The sequence below is a fragment of the Microbacterium sp. Root280D1 genome, assembly GCF_001428975.1.
Taxonomy (GTDB): Bacteria; Actinomycetota; Actinomycetes; order Actinomycetales; family Microbacteriaceae; genus Microbacterium.
The window spans coordinates 1,234,611-1,252,529 of the sequence record NZ_LMJK01000002.1 but is presented as its reverse complement, the minus strand read 5'-3'; the positions used below and the strand labels follow the sequence as shown (position 1 = coordinate 1,252,529).

The window sequence follows — 17,919 nt, the reverse complement described above, 5'->3', positions numbered from 1 at the left end:
GATCGAACGCGCTCAGCCTCGCTCAGGATTCGACCGTCACCTGGGTGATCTGACCGTCGGCACCGAGGTGCACGGCGGGCCAGTAGCCCTCGGGGAAGTGCTGGCCGCAGGTGTCGATGAAATGGAGCACGACCGTGCCATCGGACGAGGCTTCGAGCGTCTCGAGGGTGAGGTCGGTCGCCGCGTCGTCGAGCTCGTGCTGCTCCGGGGCCGCATTGCTGAAGGCGGCGACGACTGCATCCGTCGCCAGTCGTCGTAGGACGCCGAGGGCGGCTATGGTCTGATGCACATGGGGGAGCAGTGCGGCAGCCTCACCGGCATCGGTGCCCTCGATCATGAGATCGAGAGGGGCGGCGGCGACGACCGTGCCGCCTGCATACCAGTCATGGGTCAGTACCGTTCCGTCGGACAGCTCGGTCGTGGCGCGCGTGAGGGTGCCCAGTTCGGGATCTTCGATGGTCGGGTTCTCGTCGCTCATGTCACCACGCTAGCGCTCGCTCACGGCCCGAGAGTCGAGCCGCGGGACTCGAGGTGCTCGCGCAGGATGCGAATGGCCTTCGGCCCGACTCCGTGGATGGCGAGCAGCGCCGCCTCGGACGCGTCGTCGAACCGGTCGAGACGTGTGAACCCGTGGAGCGCGAGCCCTCGTCGTGCGACCTTGCCCATGGACGCCGGTAGGTCCGTCTCTTCGTTCATGACGACAGATCCAGTGCGACCAGGGTTCGGCCGGGCTTCATCTCCGCGCGTTCTTCGAATCCCGCCGCCAGGAACGTGGTGAGCGTGCCGTGGAACAGATCATTGGTGCGCTTCTTCTCGCCACGGGTGTCGACGGGGTACCCCTCGACCAGTCTGGCGCCGGAGCGTCGAGCGAGATCGACGGCGGTGCGCAGCAGCTCGAGGGTGATGCCCGAGCCGCGGTGTTCGCGACGGACCACGAAACACGTCACAGCCCATACCGACTCGTCATCCAAGGGTTCGGTCGATGCCGCCGCGATCATGCGCGTGCGTGGCACCCGCTGCTGCAGAGTTCGCGGCCCGATCCTGATCCACCCCGCGGCCTCGCCGTCGATGTATGCGATCAGACCAGGCGGAGGGCCCGCCTGGATCTCATCGCGCAACATCTCTGTGCGTTGCGGCGTGGTCGTCTCATTCCACTCCTTGTTGCTCAGCATCGGCCAGATGCACTGGCAGCTGGCACCGTCGCCGCCGCCCGTCAGCGCATGCCGAACGTCATCCCATCGGGCGCTGGTCGCCACCTCGGTCGTGATCGTCACCATGGATGCGACCGTACGCCGGGGCTCCGACACCCCGCAACGCCCGGCGCTCACCCGGTTCGCGGAGATCCGTCGAGTGGGGCTAAGATAGGGGAGTTGCCTGCGCGAGAGTGCAGAACAACGGGCTGTGGCGCAGCTTGGTAGCGCACTTGACTGGGGGTCAAGGGGTCGCAGGTTCAAATCCTGTCAGCCCGACCGAGAAAGGCCCGGAAACTCGCAAGAGTCTCCGGGCCTTCTGCATGTCCGGGACAGTCCGAGGGCAGCAGGCATAAGGCCGTCACGCTGGGCGGCGTCGAGTGTGCCAGACACGCCCTCATCACGGAGGGTGGCGACGGCCTGCCGGGTCTGCGCCTTGGCTTAGGCCCGGCAGGCCCTCGGTCGAACATCGAGACCGAAGCCGTCCATGGAGTGAGTGGCGGTGCTGACACGGAGGTACAGCACGGCGTTCATCGCGATTCCGGCATACTGAGCACATGAACATCGCTGACCCTCACGGGCCCATGAGTCCGTACGGCAAGGTCGGCTCGATCGTGAATGTCGTCATGTCCGCAGTATTCGGCGGGATCGCCGTCGTGGTGGGCATCGTTATCGGTGAGCCAATGCCGTTCGTCGGGGGGCTCGGCTTCTGGGCGATGTGTGCCTTCGCCTTCGTGCCGATCATGCGTCGCGCGATCAAGTACGAGCGCGAGACGAACGCGCGCCGCGCTGGCGCGATAGCCTCCCCGCATGAGGACATACCCAACCGTGGAGATCGCACTCTGGACTGAGGACGCGATCGTGCTGATGGACTGGCTGGAGACGGTCGACTTCGACGAAGTTCCGTCAGAGCACAAGGCAGTCGAGCAGGCGCTGACGGACCTCGCGTCGCGGCTGGAGGAAGTTGTCCCGTATGAGTCGCCCATGACGCCCGAACGAGTCGCGACTGCGCAAGAGGCTGTCAGTCGGGGCATGGGCAGGTGACCAGAAGTGACGAATGTCGACGCGGGGGAGGCGGTCTCTCCGTTAACTGATGATTCCGGGCCTGCCGCCAATTCCGTAGAACTGGCGGTGACCGGAAGAATCGGCGTCGTCCGCCATGAACAGGAGACGCTCGATGCTGATGCCGAGTTCCCGGCGACGGCGGACCCGGTCGATTTTGTCTGCACTCATTCGCGCTGCCGATTGTGGGGCTCGCTCATCGTGGACCGGAATCCGGCGGCGTCAAGACTCCACGCACGACGAAGCGGCCACAGTCATCTGGGCGGGCAGTACGGTGCCCCGACCGGTTCTGGGGTACCTATCGGGACACCTAGCCGGCTTCGCTGGGGAACTCCACCGGCTCGGGGCCGCGTCTGTGTGGCCACGGCCAACGTAACCCCAATGCAGCGCTGTATCTAGTGGTTGCGGATGCGCCTCAGTCCGATCCTGTGAACGGCGATCGGCGGATCTCCGTTCATGCTCAGCGGCATCGAGATCCCGAGGCCCAGCCGCGTTTCGTGCAGAAGAGCGTACGCCCGCGCGCCGTCGTCCACCACGCCATGTGACGTGGCTCCTATCGGGCGTATCCTTCGCTCGAGAGCCTGCCCCGACCACGGTCTGGGGACCCCGGCGGGGCCGCTCCGGTCGAGGGACTCTTCCTTCACATGATCACTCGTGATCCGGAGAGAGAGTCCCTCCGCTGTGCGATCCGTCGTCCTTCCGTCCGATTCCTCCTCACGTCAACCCCCTCCTCGTGTGCGTGGTCGACCGCATACCGTCGCCTCAACCGACAGAGGAGATGCAATGAGCGATCTGCAGAACACGCACGGAACTCCCGGTGGCGACGAAGAGGCGGACACCGCCTCGGGCGGTGCGCCCGACGAGTCGTCGTCGAAGAGCACCGACGAGATCATCGAGGACGAGACCACCGACGAAGACGGTGCGCCCCTCGAGAACCCGTCCGGCGGCTGACCCCGACGACGTCCACACGGAGAAGACCCCCACCGGCGCTGAGTCCTGTGGGGGTCTTCGTCGTCGGCGGGTCGCTGCACCTAGGCCGTGCGCACCGTCAGCATGCGCCACCCCTCGGGCACCTTCGCCTCGAGCGACGCCATGTCGTCGGCCTCGATCTCGCGCACGCCGTCGACACGGGTGAACGTGCCCGTCGCCTCCATCTTCGCTTCGCCCTTCAGCATCCGCACGGGCGCCGACGTCAGATAGAAGCCCGGCTTGCGGTGCTGTTCGAGCTCGACGAGCACCTCGGCCAGCGTCGTGCCGATGACATCTGCAGTGCTGGTCTCGATGGGACGAATCAGAGCGATGAGCATCAGGCCAGCCTATGGCGCGGCCCTTGGGATTCGACGTACCGCTCCGCGCAGCGCATCAACTGACCGTCGTCGCGAGCGGAGGAAGGTGCGGGATCGTGACCGGCGACGTCGATCGGCTCGGCGGGTTGTGGAACCGCTGCAGGTCGCTGAGCACCTCTTCCGCCGACATGTACGAGCTCGCCAGCGGAAGGTTGCGCAGCCAGAGCACATCGACCTCGACGGCGTCGACCTGATAGATGCAGGCGACAGTCTGGCGCGCATCGTGCGCCTCGTATCTGTGGTCGACGATCAGCCACTCGGTCTCCGTGACCCTTCGGAGCTCGAACCTCGGATCGGGCATCGCGGACATCTCAACACTCCAATCAGTCGTTGTCACCATCGGCTGACAGAGGGAGCGCTCCGCGCCCGGGCGGGAAGACACCACCGCCTGGTCGACGGGCGCCCTCTGCCCGCCAGAGTTCACCAGAATTATAAGAACTCACCGGTATATCGCTCAAGTGAGCCGTGAGGGATGCGGCGGACAGCGCGCCTCAGGCTTCGTGCGCGGTCTTCCCGGCGATCACGGTGCGCAGGACTCGCGCTGTGAGCAGCGACGCGCTGCCCTCCGAGAACGGATCGACGTCGAGCACGGCGAAGTCTGCGACCTGGCCCACCGCGATCCGGCCCCGCCAGTCGCCATCGCCGATCGAGACCGCAGCGTCACGAGTCGCATGCACGACCGCGCGTTCGAGGGGAAGAGCGAACTGCGGATGCACCGCCGGCACATCCGGGTCGAGAGCGGACGCCCGCGTTGTGGCGACGTACATATTCGCGAGCGCCGCGTGCGGTGCGGTGGGGGCGTCGGTCGAGAAGGCGAGCAGCGCACCGGCATCCTCATACTCGGGCCACGCGAAGGCCCGATCCGCACGATCGTCGCCCAGCTGTGCTGCCCAGTTGGCGAAGATGGCGGGGTCGGCGTGGACCGGCTGCATGGAGGCCGTCACGCCGATCGGCAAGACGATCACTCATCCGGCGGTCATCGCCGCCTACGACGACCTGGCGACCGCTCTCGTCGACGGCGGTTTCCCCGAGGACGAGGTGCTCACGGTGATCGCGATCATCGACGCGTTCGCGATCGGTTTCGGCCTCGATCTGGCATCGCCGGACGAGGTCTGGGAGCCCGGGGAGGGGACGCGGACGCTCGGGCGCGTGATGGAGGGCGCCGAGCGCGGGACAGCCCGCGCGGATCGGACCTTCGAACTCGGCGTCGGTTTGCTGGTCGATTCGCTCCGTGCTCGCCTCACCCGATGACCCGGGAGCCGGTGGAGCGGCGGTGACTGCTCAGGATCCGGTGCGTGCGGCGACGAGCGCCTGGAGCGCTGCCGCATCGTGCGGTGCGTGCCCGCGCGCGTCGTTGTCGAAGTAGACGTACACGTCGCGCGGTCGGCCGTCGCCGGCGCCCGTGCCGTCCGACCAGGCGCAGAGCAGGTCGGCCCATTCGTCGAGCTCGGCGGCGGTGTAGGCGCTGTGATAGAGCATCTGTGCGCCATGAAGCCGGACATAGATGACCTCGCTCGTCAGGGCGTCGAAACGTGGCCATCTGCCGGCGGTGTCGGCGATGACGAGCGAAGCGCCGTGGTGACTGAGGATGCGCAGTGCCTCAGGATCGTCGAATGTCTGCGACCTCGGCTCGATCGCGTAACGGATCGGCTGGTCGCTCTCGAGCTCCGTCCAGGCTCGTCCGTCGAGACGCGAGTCGTGCGTCATCGCCAGCTTCTGAGCATCGCCCGTCGTGCGGGGGAGTGAATCGAGGAATCGTTCCAGGACCCCGGCGTCGAACTTCTCACGCTCCGGCAGCTGCCAGAGGATCGGTCCGAGTTGGGTTCCGAGGGCGAGGATGCCGGAGGCGAAGAAGTTGGCGAGTGCCTGTTCCGTGTCGCGGAGCCGCAGCATGTGCGTCACATAGCGGGATCCCTTGATGGCGAAGCTGAAGTCGTCAGGCACCTCGCTGCGCCAGCGACGGTAGCTATCCGGGCGTTGCAGCGAGTAGAACGATCCGTTGAGCTCGACGGTGGGGAAGTGCTGTCCGATGTGATCGAGCTCCCGGCGTTGAGGCAGACCCCGGGGATAGAAGTCACCGCGCCAGCTGGCGTACCGCCAGCCCGACACGCCTATCCTCACCTGCGCAGCGCGTGCGGCGGTCATCGACTAATCCTCCTCCGCTGCCGCCGTGATTCGGGCGGCGTGAGGCGACGATAGGTGCGATGCCGCAGATGGGGAGCGGGGTTGACGCCCGTGGGCCACGTTGGTCGCGACGTGCTCTCTCGCTCGGCTGTACGTGAAGGCGAGGATCGCGCGTGGTGCGAGGACTGGTTGCCCTCTCGAGTCGTCCAACCCCATTTGGATCACTCGAGAGGGCTCACCGTCCTTCCCGGACGGTAGGGGAGGCGGCGAAGATTTTCGCTGCTCTCTCGACTGATATCCCCAGATGTTCAGCCGGTAGCCCCCGCTACTCCTTGCAGAATATCGCTTAATAGCTCTGTCCGCCATTTGGGGGACAAAGAAATCTACGAATGTTTCTTCCAAGACTGGGGCTTGCCGCGGGAACGTGCACTCATAGAGTGGGTTCATGGACAGAAAGCTCGTGCTGAACGCGCACCTCGCCATCGCCCACGGGCACCGCGTCGAGGTGACGGAGCGCATCGACGAGCTGACCGGAGAGTCGCTGATCCTGTCGGTCAGAGACCTCGACACGGGCATCCGGTATCGCCGCGTCGAAGAGCCGCGGGGTGAGTTCCTCCGGTGGCTCGGCCGTGTCGTCGACTGTACCGTGACCATCGGCGGCCACTCCTCGCAGACGACACTCACCGTCGACGCCGATCGCGACGGATCAGGGGCGACGAGCGCCAGGGCTGCTCTGAACGGGGCGGATGCGGCGGTCGACGCCGCGAAGGCTGAAGCCGATCGCTGGGGCGGCGGAGACCGCGTCCCCGAGCCTGAGCCCGAACGCTTCTGGTGAGCCGGTCACCGGAAGTCCCTCGAACGATGCGTCACCCCCGTTCGGAGATCTTCGAACGCGTCGGCGAGGACGTTCACGACGCCCTCCGCTGAACGCTCGAGGATGCCGCGGATGATCAGCGCAGGAGAATCGCGCGCCACCCGGTGGTAACGACCCCACACCCCAGTCGAGCAGATGACGTTGACGAGACCGGTCTCATCCTCGAGGTTGAGGAAGGTGACACCGGCTGCGGTCGCCGGACGTTGACGGTGGGTCACAAGACCGGCGACCTCGATGCGTCGCCCCGTCTCGTGGCTCTGCAGATCTGCTGAGGTGAGCACGCCCCGTTCGCGCAGGAGCCCGCGGAAATGCGCCATCGGATGGTCGTCGGTCGAGACGCCGGTCGCCCAGAGATCTGCGGAGAGCCGCTCATAGCTGGACTGATCGCTGAACAGCGGCGGTTGCACGGCGATCGTCGTGCCGGGAAGGAACCGGGATCGGTTTTCAGCGGCTGCCCCGGACAGCCAGATCGCCTCTCTGCGCCGGAGGCCGAGGCACTCGAACGCGCCGGCGGTCGCCAGGGACTCCAGCTGCGCAGCGGTGGCATCCGTGCGCCTCACCAGATCGTTCAGATCGCGGAAAGGTCCGGCTGCCTCGCGCTCGGCGACGATCTTCTCCGCCAGTTGAGTGCCGATGCCGCGCACACCGCTGAGACCCATGCGCACCGCATAGGCGCCATCTCGACGGTGTGCCGCCGATTCGTCCGGAGAGGAGCGATCGAAGCGCGGCACCCGGGGCTGCAGAGGGTCGCTGCAGGTGTCCCGCCCCGTCGGCATCCGCAGCGGTGAGCCCTCGAGGGGTTCGAGAGTCTCGGTGGCCCCCGAGGCGTGCAGATCGGGTCGACGCACCTCGACCCCGTGTCGTCGTGCATCCGCGGTGAGTGTCGACGCGGAGTAGAAGCCCATCGGCTGCGACCGGAGGAGCCCCGCGAGGAACGCCGCGGGATAGTGCAGCTTGAGCCAGGAGCTCGCATAGACCAGGAGCGCGAAGGACAACGAGTGGGACTCTGCGAATCCGAAGTTCGCGAAGGCCTGGATCTGCGCGTAGATGCGATCCGACTGCTCGGCGGAGAGTCCGCGTCTGGTCATCCCCGCGTAGAGCTTGTCTCGCACCTTGTCGATCTTCTCGAGCCCGCGCTTGGACCCCATCGCGCGTCTGAGCAGATCGGCCTCGTCGGCGGTGCAGTCGCCGATGGCCGTCGCCATCTGGATCAGCTGCTCCTGGAAGATTGGGATGCCCAGTGTCCGCTCGAGGATCGGCTTGAGGTCATCGTGCGGATACGGGATCTCGAGCACCACGGGCTCTTCGCCACGGGCGGCTCTGGCGAGATTCTCCTCGTCGAGCGCATCCTTCGCCATCTTGCGGCGGACGAAGGGATGCACGGCCCCGCCCTGGATGGGCCCGGGGCGGATCAGCGCGATCTGGATGGCGAGGTCGTAGAAGGCCCGAGGCTGCAGGCGGGGGAGAAGGCCGATCTGCGCACGGGATTCGACCTGGAACACCCCGATCGAGTCGGCGCGGCAGAGCATGTCGAAGACGGCCGGCTCTTCTTTCGGAAGGGTCTCGAGCGTCCACCGCTCACCCGTGGCGTCGTGGATCAGGTCGAAGCAGTGCTGGAGCGCAGCCAGCATCCCGAGCCCGAGGAGATCGAACTTCACCAGCCCCATCCAGGCCGCGTCGTCTTTGTCCCACTGGATCACCGTGCGGTTCTCCATGCGTGCATGCTCGACGGGAACGACCTCGCCGACAGGACGCGCGGTGAGCACCATGCCGCCGGAGTGGATGCCGAGATGCCGGGGAGCCTTCAGCAGTTCGCCCGCGTAGTCGAGCACGTTCGCCGGGATGTCGTGCTCGTCGGCCACCTCGAGTCCGGCGCTCCACCCATCGACCTGCCGGGACCAGGCATCCTGCTGTCCCGGAGAGTAGCCGAGAGCTCTCGCCATGTCGCGCACCGCGTTCTTCGGACGGTACTGGATGACGTTCGCCACCTGTGCCGCACGTTCGCGTCCGTACTCGCGGTACACCCACTGGATGATCTCCTCGCGGCGATCGGAGTCGAAATCGACATCGATGTCCGGTTCTTCCTGTCGGGTCGTCGCGAGGAAGCGCTCGAAGGGCAGACGGTAGAGGATCGGGTCGACGGCGGTGATGCCGAGCAGATAGCAGACGGCGCTCGCCGCGGCCGAGCCGCGCCCCTGGCACAGGATGCCGCGACGGCGCGCTTCGGCGACGATGCCGTGCACGATGAGGAAGTAGCCGGGGAAGTCCTTCTCCTCGATCACATCGAGCTCGCGTCCGATCCTGCGACGGCCGTCGGCATCCAGGCGCGGATACTTCGTCGGCACGGCCTCCCACACCAGGTGGCGCAGCCAGCTCATCGGCGTGTGTCCGTCAGGGACCTCCTGCTTCGGGAGGGCAGGTCGTGCACGGCGGAGGGAGAAGGCCGACGCTGCGGCGAGTTCGAGGCCGTAGGAGATCGCACCGGGGTGGCGCCGGAAGCGCGCTGCCATCTCCGCGCCGCTGCGCAGATGCGCTCCTCCGTGAGTCGGAAGCCACCCGTCGAGCTCGTCCATGCTGCGCACGGCGCGCACGGCGGCGACCGCTTCGGCCAGTGATGCACGCTCGGGCGCTGCATAGTGCACGTTGTTCGTCGCCACCACCGGCAGTCGCATCCGTCTGGCGAGATCGGCGAGAGCGTCGTTGCGTCGTGTGTCCAGCGGGTCGCCGTGGTCAAAGAGCTCGACGGCGACGTGATCCTGGCCGAACAGATCCACCAGTCGGCGCAGCGGCGTCTGAGCATCTCCCGCCTCTAGGCCACGGCGGACCCCGCCCTTCCGGCATCCGGTGAGGATCGTCCAGTGCCCGTCTGAGGCGGCTGCCAGCTCCTCGAGGTCGTAGACGGGGCGGCCCTTCTCGCCACCGCGCAGGTGGGCGGCCGTCATCGCGCCGGAGAGACGGTGGTAGCCCTCCAGCCCGTCGGCGAGCACCAGCAGATGGTCGCCGACGGGATCGGGGGCGCCCCGCTGCGGTGCGTCGAGGCCGAGCGAGAGCTCTGCGCCGAACACGGTCTGGACGCTCACATCCATCAGCTCTGCGACCTCGGCGAAGCGGGCAGCACCGTAGAAGCCGTCGTGGTCGGTGAGCGCCAGTGCAGTGAGTCCGAGACGCTCGGCCTCGGCGAGCAGGTCCTCCGGTGAGGAGGCGCCGTCGAGGAAGGAATAGGACGAATGCGCATGCAGCTCGGCGTACGGGACGGCGTCCTCTGGCCTGCTGACGGACGTCGGTGGGTTCCGTGTGCGCTTGGTGCTGACGGGGCCGGGGTCGGGTCGGCTGCCGGGCGGGATGCCTCCCGTCGGGTAGGGCGATTCCTCGCCGCTGAGAGTGCGCTCCAGCTCGTTCCAGGACAGGGGAGGGTTGTGCCAGCCCATCAGCGGTACCTCCCCTCAGCCCACCACCGGCCTCCGGTGCAGAAGACGAGCCAGGCCCGATCATGATCGTCGACGATCTGCAGGCGGTGCCCTCTCTTGCCGCCGGAGTCCTCCCATCGGCGTTCATGGATCGGCCACGGACCGGCCCACGCCTGAACGTCGTCGCCGTCGATGCGAGCGGGCGCCGCCGAGAGCGCACCCCGTTCGTCGACGAGGACGGTCTCGCCGTCAGGGGAGAGCACTCCGATGGGGCGAGGAGGGCGGAACACCTCGGCGGGGAGAGGGTCGGGAAGGCTCCCCGGCCAGGGCTGCGCTGGGTCTCTGGGGGCGACGGAGCGTTCGCCCCACGGAGTGAGCACCTGACGATCGGCGAGCCAGCGCCCGCCGGAGAGGGCAGCGGTGACGACGCCCTCGTGGCCGAGCATCGTCTGCACGCGCGAGATGGCGTGATGCAGGCGTTCATCAGTGCCGGACCCGAAGAGGCCGGGCTGGTGATGGGCGGCATCGTCGACCGCCACGGGGACGATCCGCACCAGAGAGATTCCGCCGAAGGCACGAGCCTCATCGACCGGCTCCTTCGCGGATTCGGCTCCCAGTGCTTCGAGCTGCCAGCGCACCCGGTCGACGAGATCAGCGGCATCGAAGCAGGTGGGATGCAGCCAGGGGCGCGAGAACACCTTGCCGTCGTCGTCGGTGAGGTCGATGCGGACCTCGGTGCACACCACCGAGGCCTCACCGAGGGCGAGCATGACCGCATCGGCCGTCTGCCGCACGGCGAAGGCCACCTGATCGGCTCCGGCGAGTGGCGAGTCGAACTCGATGGAGCGAACGAGCTCGGGGTCAGGAGGTCGTGCCACCACCGCGCGGGAATCGGCGCCGGCGGCGAGGGCGTGCAGACGCGCGCCGCGCTCGCCGAAGCGATCGCGCACCTCGATCTCGTCGAGGGCCGCGAAGTCGCCGAGCGTGCGCACACCGAGCCGGACGAGCAGACCGGTGAGCTGCTCGTCTCTCAGAACGTTCACCGGGAGTGGGGCGAGGAAGTCCTTCGCGAGTCCTGCAGGTACGACGGTGCACGGTGCGCTCCCTCGCGCGGCGAGCTCGGCGGTGAAGGGACCGTCGGCGATGCCCACGCGCACCTCGGGGAACCCGGCGTCGGTGAGGATGTCGATCAGGGCACGCCCCGCCTCGGCCTCGCCGTCGTGATAGCGCGCGATGCCCCGTGCCCGCACCGCCGCCAGCCCTGGACGCAGCAGTGCCGCACCGGGCGCGTGCTTCTCGATGAGTTGCAGCACGGGGAGGAACGCTCTCTCATCGCGGGCGGGGTCGTGGGGCATCACGCGCAGTGACGAGATATGGCCCTGAGCGACGCGGCGACGTTGGCCGGCGCGCACGCCGTGCTCCCTCGCCGATGCGGTGCACGCCACGACGGTGTTCGCATGCACCAGAGCGGTCGGCGGATGAGGCGGTGGCCCGCCGAGAGCTGCTCTCAGCGGCCAATCGGGAAGCCACAGGACGAGGACGCGGAGTGGAGCGGCGGTCATCCGGCCACCGCCAGACGCGGGTACTCGAGCGGAGCGGCCTCGCCGCCGCGCAGGCCGGTCAGCCCTGTGATCTCGGCCATGGTCTCGGTGGCGACGTGCTCCGCCGGCAGCTCTTCCACTGCGCCGTGGGAGCCGGGAAGACGCACGCGCACGCTCGACGTCAGCGGACTGTGCCTCGTCCGCGCCGACACCGTCGCCGTGGAGCCTTCGATGAGCCCCCACCCCTCGCCGATGCCGAGCCAGTGCTGGTCGTGCAGCCGGATGGACCCCTCGCTCTGCGGCCAGGCGCCGGACTCCGCGGACTCGGTGACGAGCAGGGTGCTCCCGCGGTCGCGCAGCCGTGCGCTCAGTCGGGACACATCCGCATCGCGGGCCCTGCCTCCGGGCTGCACGGCGATCAGCGGAACCACCTCGGCGAGTGCAGAGGCCACGGCGAGCCAGCGGTCTCCTGGTTCGGGGACGAGGATCAGGCGAGGAAGCGCGATTCCGAACGCCGCTGCGGCTTCGACACCCAGTGTGGGCATGCCCACGACCGCGCACCAGTGGCCCTTGCCCGAGGCCGCGGCGAGCAGTGCGAGGACGAGACTGGGGGAGGGAGAGACGGTGTACGTCGCCCCCGTCTGCAGCCCCTCTTCGGGGAGCAGCGAGGAGAAGGCCGGATCGAGAGGGAGAAGCGGGTGCTCGCTGCGTCTGCGCTGCATGCGGCTGATCTCCCGGCGCAGCCGAAGAACCTCTCCGGCGCGGGAGTCGCCAGCCGGAGAGAGCGCGGTCACCGCATCGAGCCCGATCCCCATGAATCCATCCTCGAAGATATGTACTAATAAAGCAACTGGAGTAGATGACGATAGTTCGAACCTCCGACATCGCGGCGTGACGTTATCCACACGCGGTCATCGCCGCCGTCCGAGTTCTCCTAACCTGCGGGCATGGATCTCCGTACTGTGGCCGTCGTGACCGTTCATCTGGCCCTGTTCGCGATCGCCTGCCGACTCGTCGCCGTCGACATCCGCACGCATCGGCTGCCGAACCGGATCGTGCTCCCCACCCTCGCGGCGCTCATCGTGCTCGGAGTCGTCGACGCCATCACGGTCGGCCAGAGCGCCCCATTGGTCAGGGCCGTATCCGGGTTGCTGATCCTCGGCGGCTTCTACGCGGCGCTCCGTCTGCTCAGCCGGGACGGCATGGGCGGAGGCGATGTCAAGCTCGCCGCCGTCATCGGTCTGGTCCTCGGATGGCACAGCTGGCAGGCGCTCGCCGTGGGAGCAGCATCCGCCTTCGTGCTCGGCGCCGTGTTCTCCCTCTCGCTGATGATGCTCCGCAGGGCGGACGGCTCCACGCGGATCGCCTTCGGACCGTGGATGATCATCGGCGCGCTCCTCGGCATCCTGATGGAGTGAGGCGCCGTGCAGGGTGCCGTCGGCGATAGGGTGAGGACATGGCACTCGCACGACTTCACGGCGGCCCGCTCGACGGGCAGATCATTCCTCTCGGCGACGCGGACGACAAGCTGATCGTCCCCTACAGCGAGACCCAGGTGGTGTACAACCGGCGCGGTGACGCGCAGAACACCGGCGACACCGACGGTCCCACCGAGATCGACTACTGGTACGACGAATCCCTCGAGGACATCAGCCCGTCGGATGACTGAGCACCCCAGCGAGTCGCCGTCTGGCTCCGAGCCCTCCAGGGTCGTCGAGGTCGAGCGCAAGTACGACGTCGATGACTCCACGCCCCTTCCGGTGTGGGTGGGGATCCCCGGAGTGGATGCCGTGTCGTCCGGAGAGGTGCGCGAGCTCGACGCTCGCTACTTCGACACCGTCGATGCACGGCTCTCCCGTGCAGGGGTAGCCCTTCGTCGCCGCACCGGCGGCCCCGATGCCGGATGGCACATCAAGGGACCGCGAGAAGGTGACGGTCGCCTCGAGATCGGCTGGCCCCTGGGCGAAGACGACAGCATCCCGGATGCCGTGACCGAGACCATCTCGCGATGGGCGACGGCGCCGCTCACACCCCTCGCGCGGATCGAGAACACCCGCACGGCGTACCTGCTCACCGGGACGGCCGGAGTCGTCGCCGAGTTCGTCGATGACCGCGTTCGCGCGACCGATCTCCGACACGACGTGCAGCGGGAATGGCGGGAGTGGGAGTTCGAGCTCGGCCCCGCCGCGCCTGCCGATGCGGCGGGGCGAGCAGCCCTCTTCGACGCCGTGGAGCGGGTCGTCTCCGATGCCGGGGGTCGCGACGCGTCATCCGGCTCGAAGCTCGCGCGTGCTCTGGGTTTCTGACGCCCGATGCAAGCCCCTTCCGTGCTGGCGCGCGGTCATGCTTGAGTGACAGACATGACCCGCGCTGCCGTGCTCCGCTCATTGCGGACGATCGTTCCCGACACCGTCATCGAGCAGCACGAGGTGCGCGACATCTTCGCCTCGCAGCCCGATGTCGGACGCCTCGCCCAGCGGATCATCGGGGCGTCGTTCAACGGCTCGGGCATCGACACCCGCCACACCGTCATCCGAGAACTCTCGCCCGCGGCCGGCACGGACGACAAGATGTTCTTCGACCGTGAGACGGGCCGCCTGCAGTCGCCGGGCACCGCAGCCCGCAACGACCTCTATACGCGCGAGGCGTCGCGTCTCTTCGTGGAGGTGGCGCGCAGCGCCTTGGACGCAGACCCCGACATCGTCGCCGCAGACGTCACGCACGTCATCACCGCATCCTGCACGGGCTTCCACGCGCCGGGCCCCGAGTACGAGATCGTGCGCGGACTGGGGCTGTCCGACAGCGTGCAGCGCTATCACCTCGGATTCATGGGCTGCTACGCCTCGCTGCCGGCGCTCCGTGCGGCGAGCCAGTTCTGCGCAGCCGACCCCACGGCCGTGGTGCTCGTGGTCAGCGTCGAGCTGTGCACCGTGCACCTTCGCTCGTCGGAGGACCCGGATCTCATCGTCGCCAACTCGCTCTTCGCCGACGGGGCGGCCGCCGGCATCGTCACCGCACGCGACCTCGCCACTCCTGTTCCTGCGGTGCGTCTCGACGGCTTCCACACGGCGATAGCCGCGGAGGGCGAGAAGGACATGGCCTGGACCATCGGCGACCACGGCTTCGAGATGATCCTGTCGACGAAGGTGCCGCAGATCATCGGGGAGACCATCATCGGTGCGATCCGTCCGCTGTACGCGCGCGAGGGCGAGCTCGCAGCCGCGTTCGACGAGGGGCGTGTGGGGGAGCGGGTGGAGCACTGGGCCATCCACCCCGGTGGACGCAGCATCCTCGACCGCGTGCAGGAGCGACTGAATCTCAGCGACGATCAGCTCTTCCCGGCCCGGGAGACGCTGCGCGAGAACGGCAACATGTCGAGCGCCACTGTGCTCTTCGTCATCAAGCGGATCCTCGACGACGGCGCGGGGGACGGGTCGCGCGTCGCCGCGATGGCCTTCGGCCCTGGGCTGACCGCCGAGAGCGCACTGATGACGGTCACCACCGGCATCTCGTGAGACACGACCTCTCGACACGCGCCACCGAGGCGCGCGAGCTCATGGACGACCCGCATGCGGACATCGGGATGCTGGAGCGCACCTACCGGCGCTTCCGTCTCGTGAACGCGCTCGTCTCCCGACCCCGACTGCTCTATCGCCAGGACATCCTGCCGCGCGCCCGCCGCGGCCCGATCCGCATCCTCGACATCGGCGCGGGTGGCGGAGACGTATGCCGGATGATCGCGGCGCGGGCGCGGCGAGCGGGTCTCGAGGTGGAGATCACGGCGCTGGACGCCGACGAGCGGGCGATCCGCTGGGCGGCGGAGCACGATGGAGGAGCCGGCATCGCATATCGCTGCGCCTTCTCGTCAGACCTCGTGGCGGAGGGCGAGCAGTTCGACGTGGTCTTCTCGAATCACGTGCTGCACCACCTCACCGGGGCGGAGCTCGACGGCCTGCTGCGGGACTCCGAGGCGCTCGTCGGCAGCGGCGGTGTCGTGGTGCACCGCGACATCGCCCGCACTCGACTCGCCTACGTGCTGTACGACGTCGCGACGTGGATCCTCGCGGGCACGCTGTTCCGGGGCTCGTTCATCCGAGAGGACGGCCTCATCAGCATCCGTCGCTCGTACACGAGGGGAGAACTCGCCGCGCTCGCGCCGTCCGGATGGACCGTGCACTTCGGACTCCCCTCGCGGCTGGAGCTGCGCAGGCGAGCCGACGCGGTCTCATGACGCACGAAGGCCCGGCCACGCGTGAGCGTGCCGGGCCTTCGAGTCGATCGCGGTGATCAGAAGTTGATCATGTGACCTGCGAGGCCGTGGAAGCCCTCCTGCAGCGCCTCCGAGAGCGTCGGGTGCGTGTGCACGTTGCGAGCCAGCTCGAGGGCCGTGAGGTCCCACTTCTGGGCCAGCGTCAGCTCGGGCAGGAGTTCCGACACGTCGGGGCCGATCATGTGGGCGCCGATGAGCTCGAGGTGCTCGGCGTCGGCGATCAGCTTGACGAATCCGACGGGCTCGCCGAGTCCGTGCGCCTTGCCGTTGGCCATGAACGGGAACGTCGCGACCTTGATCTCGCGTCCCTCGTCCTTCGCCTGCTGCTCGGTGAGACCGAACGAGGCGACCTGCGGCGAGCAGAACGTCGCGCGCGGCATCATGCGGTAGTCGCCCAGCGTCTGGGTCTCCGCGCCGCCGATGGTCTCTGCGGCCACGACGCCCTGCGCCTCGGCCACATGGGCGAGCTGCAGCTTGGCGGTGACGTCGCCGATCGCGTAGATGCCCTCGACGTTCGTGCGCATGTGGTCGTCGATGTCGATCGCGCCGCGCTCGGTGAGCTTCACGCCGGTGGCCTCGAGACCGAAGCCCTCGATGTTGGGGGCGAAGCCGACCGACATGAGCACCTTGTCGGCCTCGATCGAACTCTGCTGACCGTCCTTGCCGGTGTAGGAGACGGTGACGGACGAGCCGTTGTCCACGACGGACTCGACCTTGGTGGAGGTCAGGATGTCGACGCCGTAGTTCTTGTACTGCTTGGCGATCTCCTTCGACACGTCGGCATCCTCGTTGGGGAGGGCACGGTCGAGGAACTCGATGATGGTGACCTTGACGCCGTAGTTCGTCATCACATACGCGAACTCCATGCCGATGGCGCCGGCGCCCACGATGACGATGGACTTCGGCAGCTCGCGCGAGAGGATCTGCTCTTCGTACGTCACGACGTTGTCGCTGAGCTGGACGCCCGGAAGAAGTCGGACCTTCGAGCCCGTGGCGATGATCGCGTTGTCGAAAGTGATTTCTTCGGTCGAGCCGTCGGACTTCGCGACCGAGATCGCCTTCGGGCCCGTGAAGGTGCCGCGACCGTCGTACTCGGTCACCTTGTTCTTCTTCATCAGGAAGTGGATGCCCTTGACGCGACCGTCGGCGACGACGCGGCTGCGGTCGAACGCCTTGCCGTAGTCGATCGTGAACTCACCCGAGATGCCGAAGAAGTCGGCCTTGTGGTTGAGCGTGTGCGCGAGCTCCGCGTTCTTCAGAAGAGCCTTGGAGGGGATGCAGCCCACGTTGAGGCACACACCGCCCCAGTACTTCTCTTCGATGATGGCGGTGGACAGACCGAGCTGCGCGCTGCGAACCGCAGCGACGTATCCGCCAGGACCTGCACCGAGGATGACGACATCGTAATGTGGCATGCCTTAAGCCTATCGCTCCGGGGAGAGGTCGGAATCGGCGGATGCCGGGTCGCGACGACCGCGGACGACGAGCCAGACGACGATGCCGACGATCACGAGGACGCCGACGATCGAGAGCACCCAGATCATCGTCATCGGCGCCGCTGAGTCGTCGCTCTCGGGGGCCGGGGTGGCGTCCGTCCCGGGGCCCGCGGTCGCAGCCGGCTCGGGTGCTGCGGTGGCGCTGGCAGTGGGCTCGGAGCTGGGCTCCGAGGTGGGCGCGGCCTCCGTGCTGTTCGTGACCGTGAAGTCGAACTCTCCCGAGGTCGGATGGCCGTCGCTCGACACGACCTTCCAGATCACGTGATAGCCGCCGGCTGGGGCCTCGGCGGCGAGCGGCTGAGTGACGATCGCCCCCTCGACCGTGGCGGCTCCGTCGGTGACCGAGTTGCCGGACGGATCCGTCACGACGACCTCGGTCGCGCCGGTCTCGTCGATGAGCTTCGCGCTGAAGGTGAGCGTCAATTCGGTGGGAAGCGTGTCGACCGTGCTGTCGGCCTCGGGGGAGGAGGCGAGCAGGCTGTCGTGGGCCGAGGCGGAGAGAGGTGCGAACAGCACGAGGAATGCGGTCAGGAGGGCGGCCGCAAGGGCGATCGGAGCTGCGGGGAGGCGACGGGCTGTGGTTTTCACGTGATCAGCCTATGAAGTGTC

The 17,919-nt window shown here is 67.7% G+C and carries 22 protein-coding genes and 1 tRNA gene; 11 read left to right on the top strand and 12 right to left on the bottom strand.

The features are described from left to right. Positions 1-22: 22 nt before the first annotated feature. From ASE34_RS12290 to ASE34_RS12280, 3 genes are read right to left on the bottom strand one after another with little or no spacing between them, the layout of a single operon-like run. Positions 23-478 (bottom strand): hypothetical protein, encoded by a 456-nt coding sequence (locus ASE34_RS12290; protein ID WP_056278988.1) that lies wholly within the window; start codon positions 476-478, stop codon positions 23-25. Positions 479-498: 20 nt separating this feature from the next. Next, on the bottom strand, positions 499-696 hold the full coding sequence (locus ASE34_RS12285) for a hypothetical protein (protein WP_056278987.1): 198 nt from the start codon (positions 694-696) through the stop codon (positions 499-501). Then, positions 693-1,277 carry a GNAT family N-acetyltransferase gene (locus ASE34_RS12280; protein ID WP_056278986.1) on the bottom strand — a complete coding sequence of 195 codons (585 nt, stop codon included), beginning with the start codon at positions 1,275-1,277 and terminating at the stop codon, positions 693-695. The genes ASE34_RS12285 and ASE34_RS12280 overlap by 4 nt, the downstream gene beginning before the upstream one ends. A gap of 118 nt (positions 1,278-1,395) precedes the next feature. Here ASE34_RS12280 and ASE34_RS12275 point away from each other — a divergent pair. The 4 genes from ASE34_RS12275 (at position 1,396) to ASE34_RS18020 (ending at position 3,203) form a co-directional block, all read left to right on the top strand. Next, a tRNA-Pro gene (locus ASE34_RS12275) sits at positions 1,396-1,469 on the top strand. A gap of 278 nt (positions 1,470-1,747) precedes the next feature. Next, positions 1,748-2,041 (top strand): hypothetical protein, encoded by a 294-nt coding sequence (locus tag ASE34_RS12270; protein ID WP_056278985.1) that lies wholly within the window; start codon positions 1,748-1,750, stop codon positions 2,039-2,041. Further along, a complete protein-coding gene (locus tag ASE34_RS12265; RefSeq protein ID WP_056278984.1) occupies positions 2,019-2,234 on the top strand; it encodes a hypothetical protein in 216 nt (71 codons plus the stop codon). The genes ASE34_RS12270 and ASE34_RS12265 overlap by 23 nt, the downstream gene beginning before the upstream one ends. An 801-nt stretch (positions 2,235-3,035) precedes the next feature. Next, positions 3,036-3,203, top strand: coding sequence for a hypothetical protein (locus ASE34_RS18020; protein ID WP_171821924.1), 168 nt, complete (start codon positions 3,036-3,038; stop codon positions 3,201-3,203). Between the two features lie 80 nt (positions 3,204-3,283). On the opposite strand, the gene ASE34_RS12260 is transcribed toward ASE34_RS18020, so the two are convergent. The 3 genes from ASE34_RS12260 to ASE34_RS12250 form a co-directional block, all read right to left on the bottom strand. Then, positions 3,284-3,559, bottom strand: a complete 276-nt coding sequence (locus tag ASE34_RS12260; RefSeq protein WP_053096828.1) for a hypothetical protein — start codon at positions 3,557-3,559, stop codon at positions 3,284-3,286. 55 nt (positions 3,560-3,614) lie between these two features. After that, the gene (locus tag ASE34_RS12255) at positions 3,615-3,899 is read right to left on the bottom strand and encodes a hypothetical protein (RefSeq protein ID WP_230100701.1); all 285 of its coding nucleotides are present in this window, start codon (positions 3,897-3,899) and stop codon (positions 3,615-3,617) included. Positions 3,900-4,089: 190 nt separating this feature from the next. Further along, a complete protein-coding gene (locus ASE34_RS12250) occupies positions 4,090-4,530 on the bottom strand; it encodes an amidohydrolase family protein (protein ID WP_056278982.1) in 441 nt (146 codons plus the stop codon). On the opposite strand from ASE34_RS12250, the gene ASE34_RS12245 reads away from it, so the two are divergent. Further along, complete coding sequence (locus tag ASE34_RS12245; RefSeq protein ID WP_056278981.1) at positions 4,529-4,849, top strand: TetR/AcrR family transcriptional regulator C-terminal domain-containing protein; 321 nt, start codon at positions 4,529-4,531, stop codon at positions 4,847-4,849. The two genes, ASE34_RS12250 and ASE34_RS12245, sit on opposite strands and share 2 nt — an antisense overlap. Before the next feature lie 30 nt (positions 4,850-4,879). Here ASE34_RS12245 and ASE34_RS12240 read toward each other — a convergent pair whose 3' ends face one another. Next, entirely contained in the window at positions 4,880-5,743 is an 864-nt protein-coding gene (locus ASE34_RS12240; protein WP_056278980.1) for a DUF72 domain-containing protein, read from the bottom strand. Positions 5,744-6,167: 424 nt separating this feature from the next. On the opposite strand from ASE34_RS12240, the gene ASE34_RS12235 reads away from it, so the two are divergent. After that, the gene (locus ASE34_RS12235; protein WP_053096818.1) at positions 6,168-6,557 is read left to right on the top strand and encodes a hypothetical protein; all 390 of its coding nucleotides are present in this window, start codon (positions 6,168-6,170) and stop codon (positions 6,555-6,557) included. Positions 6,558-6,562: 5 nt separating this feature from the next. On the opposite strand, the gene ASE34_RS12230 is transcribed toward ASE34_RS12235, so the two are convergent. Genes ASE34_RS12230 through ASE34_RS12220 form a run of 3 tightly spaced genes read right to left on the bottom strand, consistent with a single transcriptional unit; the run spans position 6,563 to position 12,359 of the window. Continuing rightward, on the bottom strand, positions 6,563-10,024 hold the full coding sequence (locus ASE34_RS12230) for an error-prone DNA polymerase (RefSeq protein ID WP_056278979.1): 3,462 nt from the start codon (positions 10,022-10,024) through the stop codon (positions 6,563-6,565). Beyond that, positions 10,024-11,565, bottom strand: a complete 1,542-nt coding sequence (locus tag ASE34_RS12225; RefSeq protein ID WP_056278978.1) for a DNA polymerase Y family protein — start codon at positions 11,563-11,565, stop codon at positions 10,024-10,026. The genes ASE34_RS12230 and ASE34_RS12225 overlap by 1 nt, the downstream gene beginning before the upstream one ends. Continuing rightward, entirely contained in the window at positions 11,562-12,359 is a 798-nt protein-coding gene (locus ASE34_RS12220) for a hypothetical protein (protein ID WP_056278977.1), read from the bottom strand. The genes ASE34_RS12225 and ASE34_RS12220 overlap by 4 nt, the downstream gene beginning before the upstream one ends. A 132-nt stretch (positions 12,360-12,491) precedes the next feature. Here ASE34_RS12220 and ASE34_RS12215 point away from each other — a divergent pair, with 132 nt between their 5' ends. The 5 genes from ASE34_RS12215 to ASE34_RS12195 are packed head-to-tail and all read left to right on the top strand — an operon-like array spanning position 12,492 to position 15,775. Next, on the top strand, positions 12,492-12,962 hold the full coding sequence (locus ASE34_RS12215; protein ID WP_056278976.1) for a prepilin peptidase: 471 nt from the start codon (positions 12,492-12,494) through the stop codon (positions 12,960-12,962). Positions 12,963-13,000: 38 nt separating this feature from the next. Next, the gene (locus tag ASE34_RS12210; protein ID WP_042538484.1) at positions 13,001-13,213 is read left to right on the top strand and encodes a hypothetical protein; all 213 of its coding nucleotides are present in this window, start codon (positions 13,001-13,003) and stop codon (positions 13,211-13,213) included. Then, the gene (locus tag ASE34_RS12205) at positions 13,206-13,850 is read left to right on the top strand and encodes a CYTH domain-containing protein (protein ID WP_056278975.1); all 645 of its coding nucleotides are present in this window, start codon (positions 13,206-13,208) and stop codon (positions 13,848-13,850) included. Before ASE34_RS12210 ends, ASE34_RS12205 begins: the two co-directional genes overlap by 8 nt. 54 nt (positions 13,851-13,904) lie before the next feature. Next, the gene (locus tag ASE34_RS12200) at positions 13,905-15,059 is read left to right on the top strand and encodes a type III polyketide synthase (protein WP_230100706.1); all 1,155 of its coding nucleotides are present in this window, start codon (positions 13,905-13,907) and stop codon (positions 15,057-15,059) included. Beyond that, a complete protein-coding gene (locus ASE34_RS12195; RefSeq protein ID WP_056278974.1) occupies positions 15,056-15,775 on the top strand; it encodes a methyltransferase domain-containing protein in 720 nt (239 codons plus the stop codon). Before ASE34_RS12200 ends, ASE34_RS12195 begins: the two co-directional genes overlap by 4 nt. 56 nt (positions 15,776-15,831) lie before the next feature. Here ASE34_RS12195 and lpdA read toward each other — a convergent pair whose 3' ends face one another. Beyond that, a complete protein-coding gene (gene lpdA / locus ASE34_RS12190) occupies positions 15,832-17,229 on the bottom strand; it encodes a dihydrolipoyl dehydrogenase (protein WP_056278973.1) in 1,398 nt (465 codons plus the stop codon). Between the two features lie 9 nt (positions 17,230-17,238). Beyond that, positions 17,239-17,898, bottom strand: coding sequence for a copper resistance protein CopC (locus tag ASE34_RS12185; RefSeq protein WP_056278972.1), 660 nt, complete (start codon positions 17,896-17,898; stop codon positions 17,239-17,241). Positions 17,899-17,919 lie beyond the last annotated feature (21 nt).

Coding starts and splice junctions, on each gene's coding strand:
- ASE34_RS12290 (WP_056278988.1), bottom strand. CDS start 478: ATGAGCGACGAGAACCCGACCATCGAAGATCCCGAACTGGGCACCCTC.
- ASE34_RS12285 (WP_056278987.1), bottom strand. CDS start 696: ATGAACGAAGAGACGGACCTACCGGCGTCCATGGGCAAGGTCGCACGA.
- ASE34_RS12280 (WP_056278986.1), bottom strand. CDS start 1,277: ATGGTGACGATCACGACCGAGGTGGCGACCAGCGCCCGATGGGATGAC.
- ASE34_RS12270 (WP_056278985.1), top strand. CDS start 1,748: ATGAACATCGCTGACCCTCACGGGCCCATGAGTCCGTACGGCAAGGTC.
- ASE34_RS18020 (WP_171821924.1), top strand. CDS start 3,036: ATGAGCGATCTGCAGAACACGCACGGAACTCCCGGTGGCGACGAAGAG.
- ASE34_RS12260 (WP_053096828.1), bottom strand. CDS start 3,559: ATGCTCATCGCTCTGATTCGTCCCATCGAGACCAGCACTGCAGATGTC.
- ASE34_RS12255 (WP_230100701.1), bottom strand. CDS start 3,899: ATGCCCGATCCGAGGTTCGAGCTCCGAAGGGTCACGGAGACCGAGTGG.
- ASE34_RS12245 (WP_056278981.1), top strand. CDS start 4,529: ATGGAGGCCGTCACGCCGATCGGCAAGACGATCACTCATCCGGCGGTC.
- ASE34_RS12250 (WP_056278982.1), bottom strand. CDS start 4,530: ATGCAGCCGGTCCACGCCGACCCCGCCATCTTCGCCAACTGGGCAGCA.
- ASE34_RS12240 (WP_056278980.1), bottom strand. CDS start 5,743: ATGACCGCCGCACGCGCTGCGCAGGTGAGGATAGGCGTGTCGGGCTGG.
- ASE34_RS12235 (WP_053096818.1), top strand. CDS start 6,168: ATGGACAGAAAGCTCGTGCTGAACGCGCACCTCGCCATCGCCCACGGG.
- ASE34_RS12230 (WP_056278979.1), bottom strand. CDS start 10,024: ATGGGCTGGCACAACCCTCCCCTGTCCTGGAACGAGCTGGAGCGCACT.
- ASE34_RS12225 (WP_056278978.1), bottom strand. CDS start 11,565: ATGACCGCCGCTCCACTCCGCGTCCTCGTCCTGTGGCTTCCCGATTGG.
- ASE34_RS12220 (WP_056278977.1), bottom strand. CDS start 12,359: ATGGGGATCGGGCTCGATGCGGTGACCGCGCTCTCTCCGGCTGGCGAC.
- ASE34_RS12215 (WP_056278976.1), top strand. CDS start 12,492: ATGGATCTCCGTACTGTGGCCGTCGTGACCGTTCATCTGGCCCTGTTC.
- ASE34_RS12210 (WP_042538484.1), top strand. CDS start 13,001: ATGGCACTCGCACGACTTCACGGCGGCCCGCTCGACGGGCAGATCATT.
- ASE34_RS12205 (WP_056278975.1), top strand. CDS start 13,206: ATGACTGAGCACCCCAGCGAGTCGCCGTCTGGCTCCGAGCCCTCCAGG.
- ASE34_RS12200 (WP_230100706.1), top strand. CDS start 13,905: ATGACCCGCGCTGCCGTGCTCCGCTCATTGCGGACGATCGTTCCCGAC.
- lpdA (WP_056278973.1), bottom strand. CDS start 17,229: ATGCCACATTACGATGTCGTCATCCTCGGTGCAGGTCCTGGCGGATAC.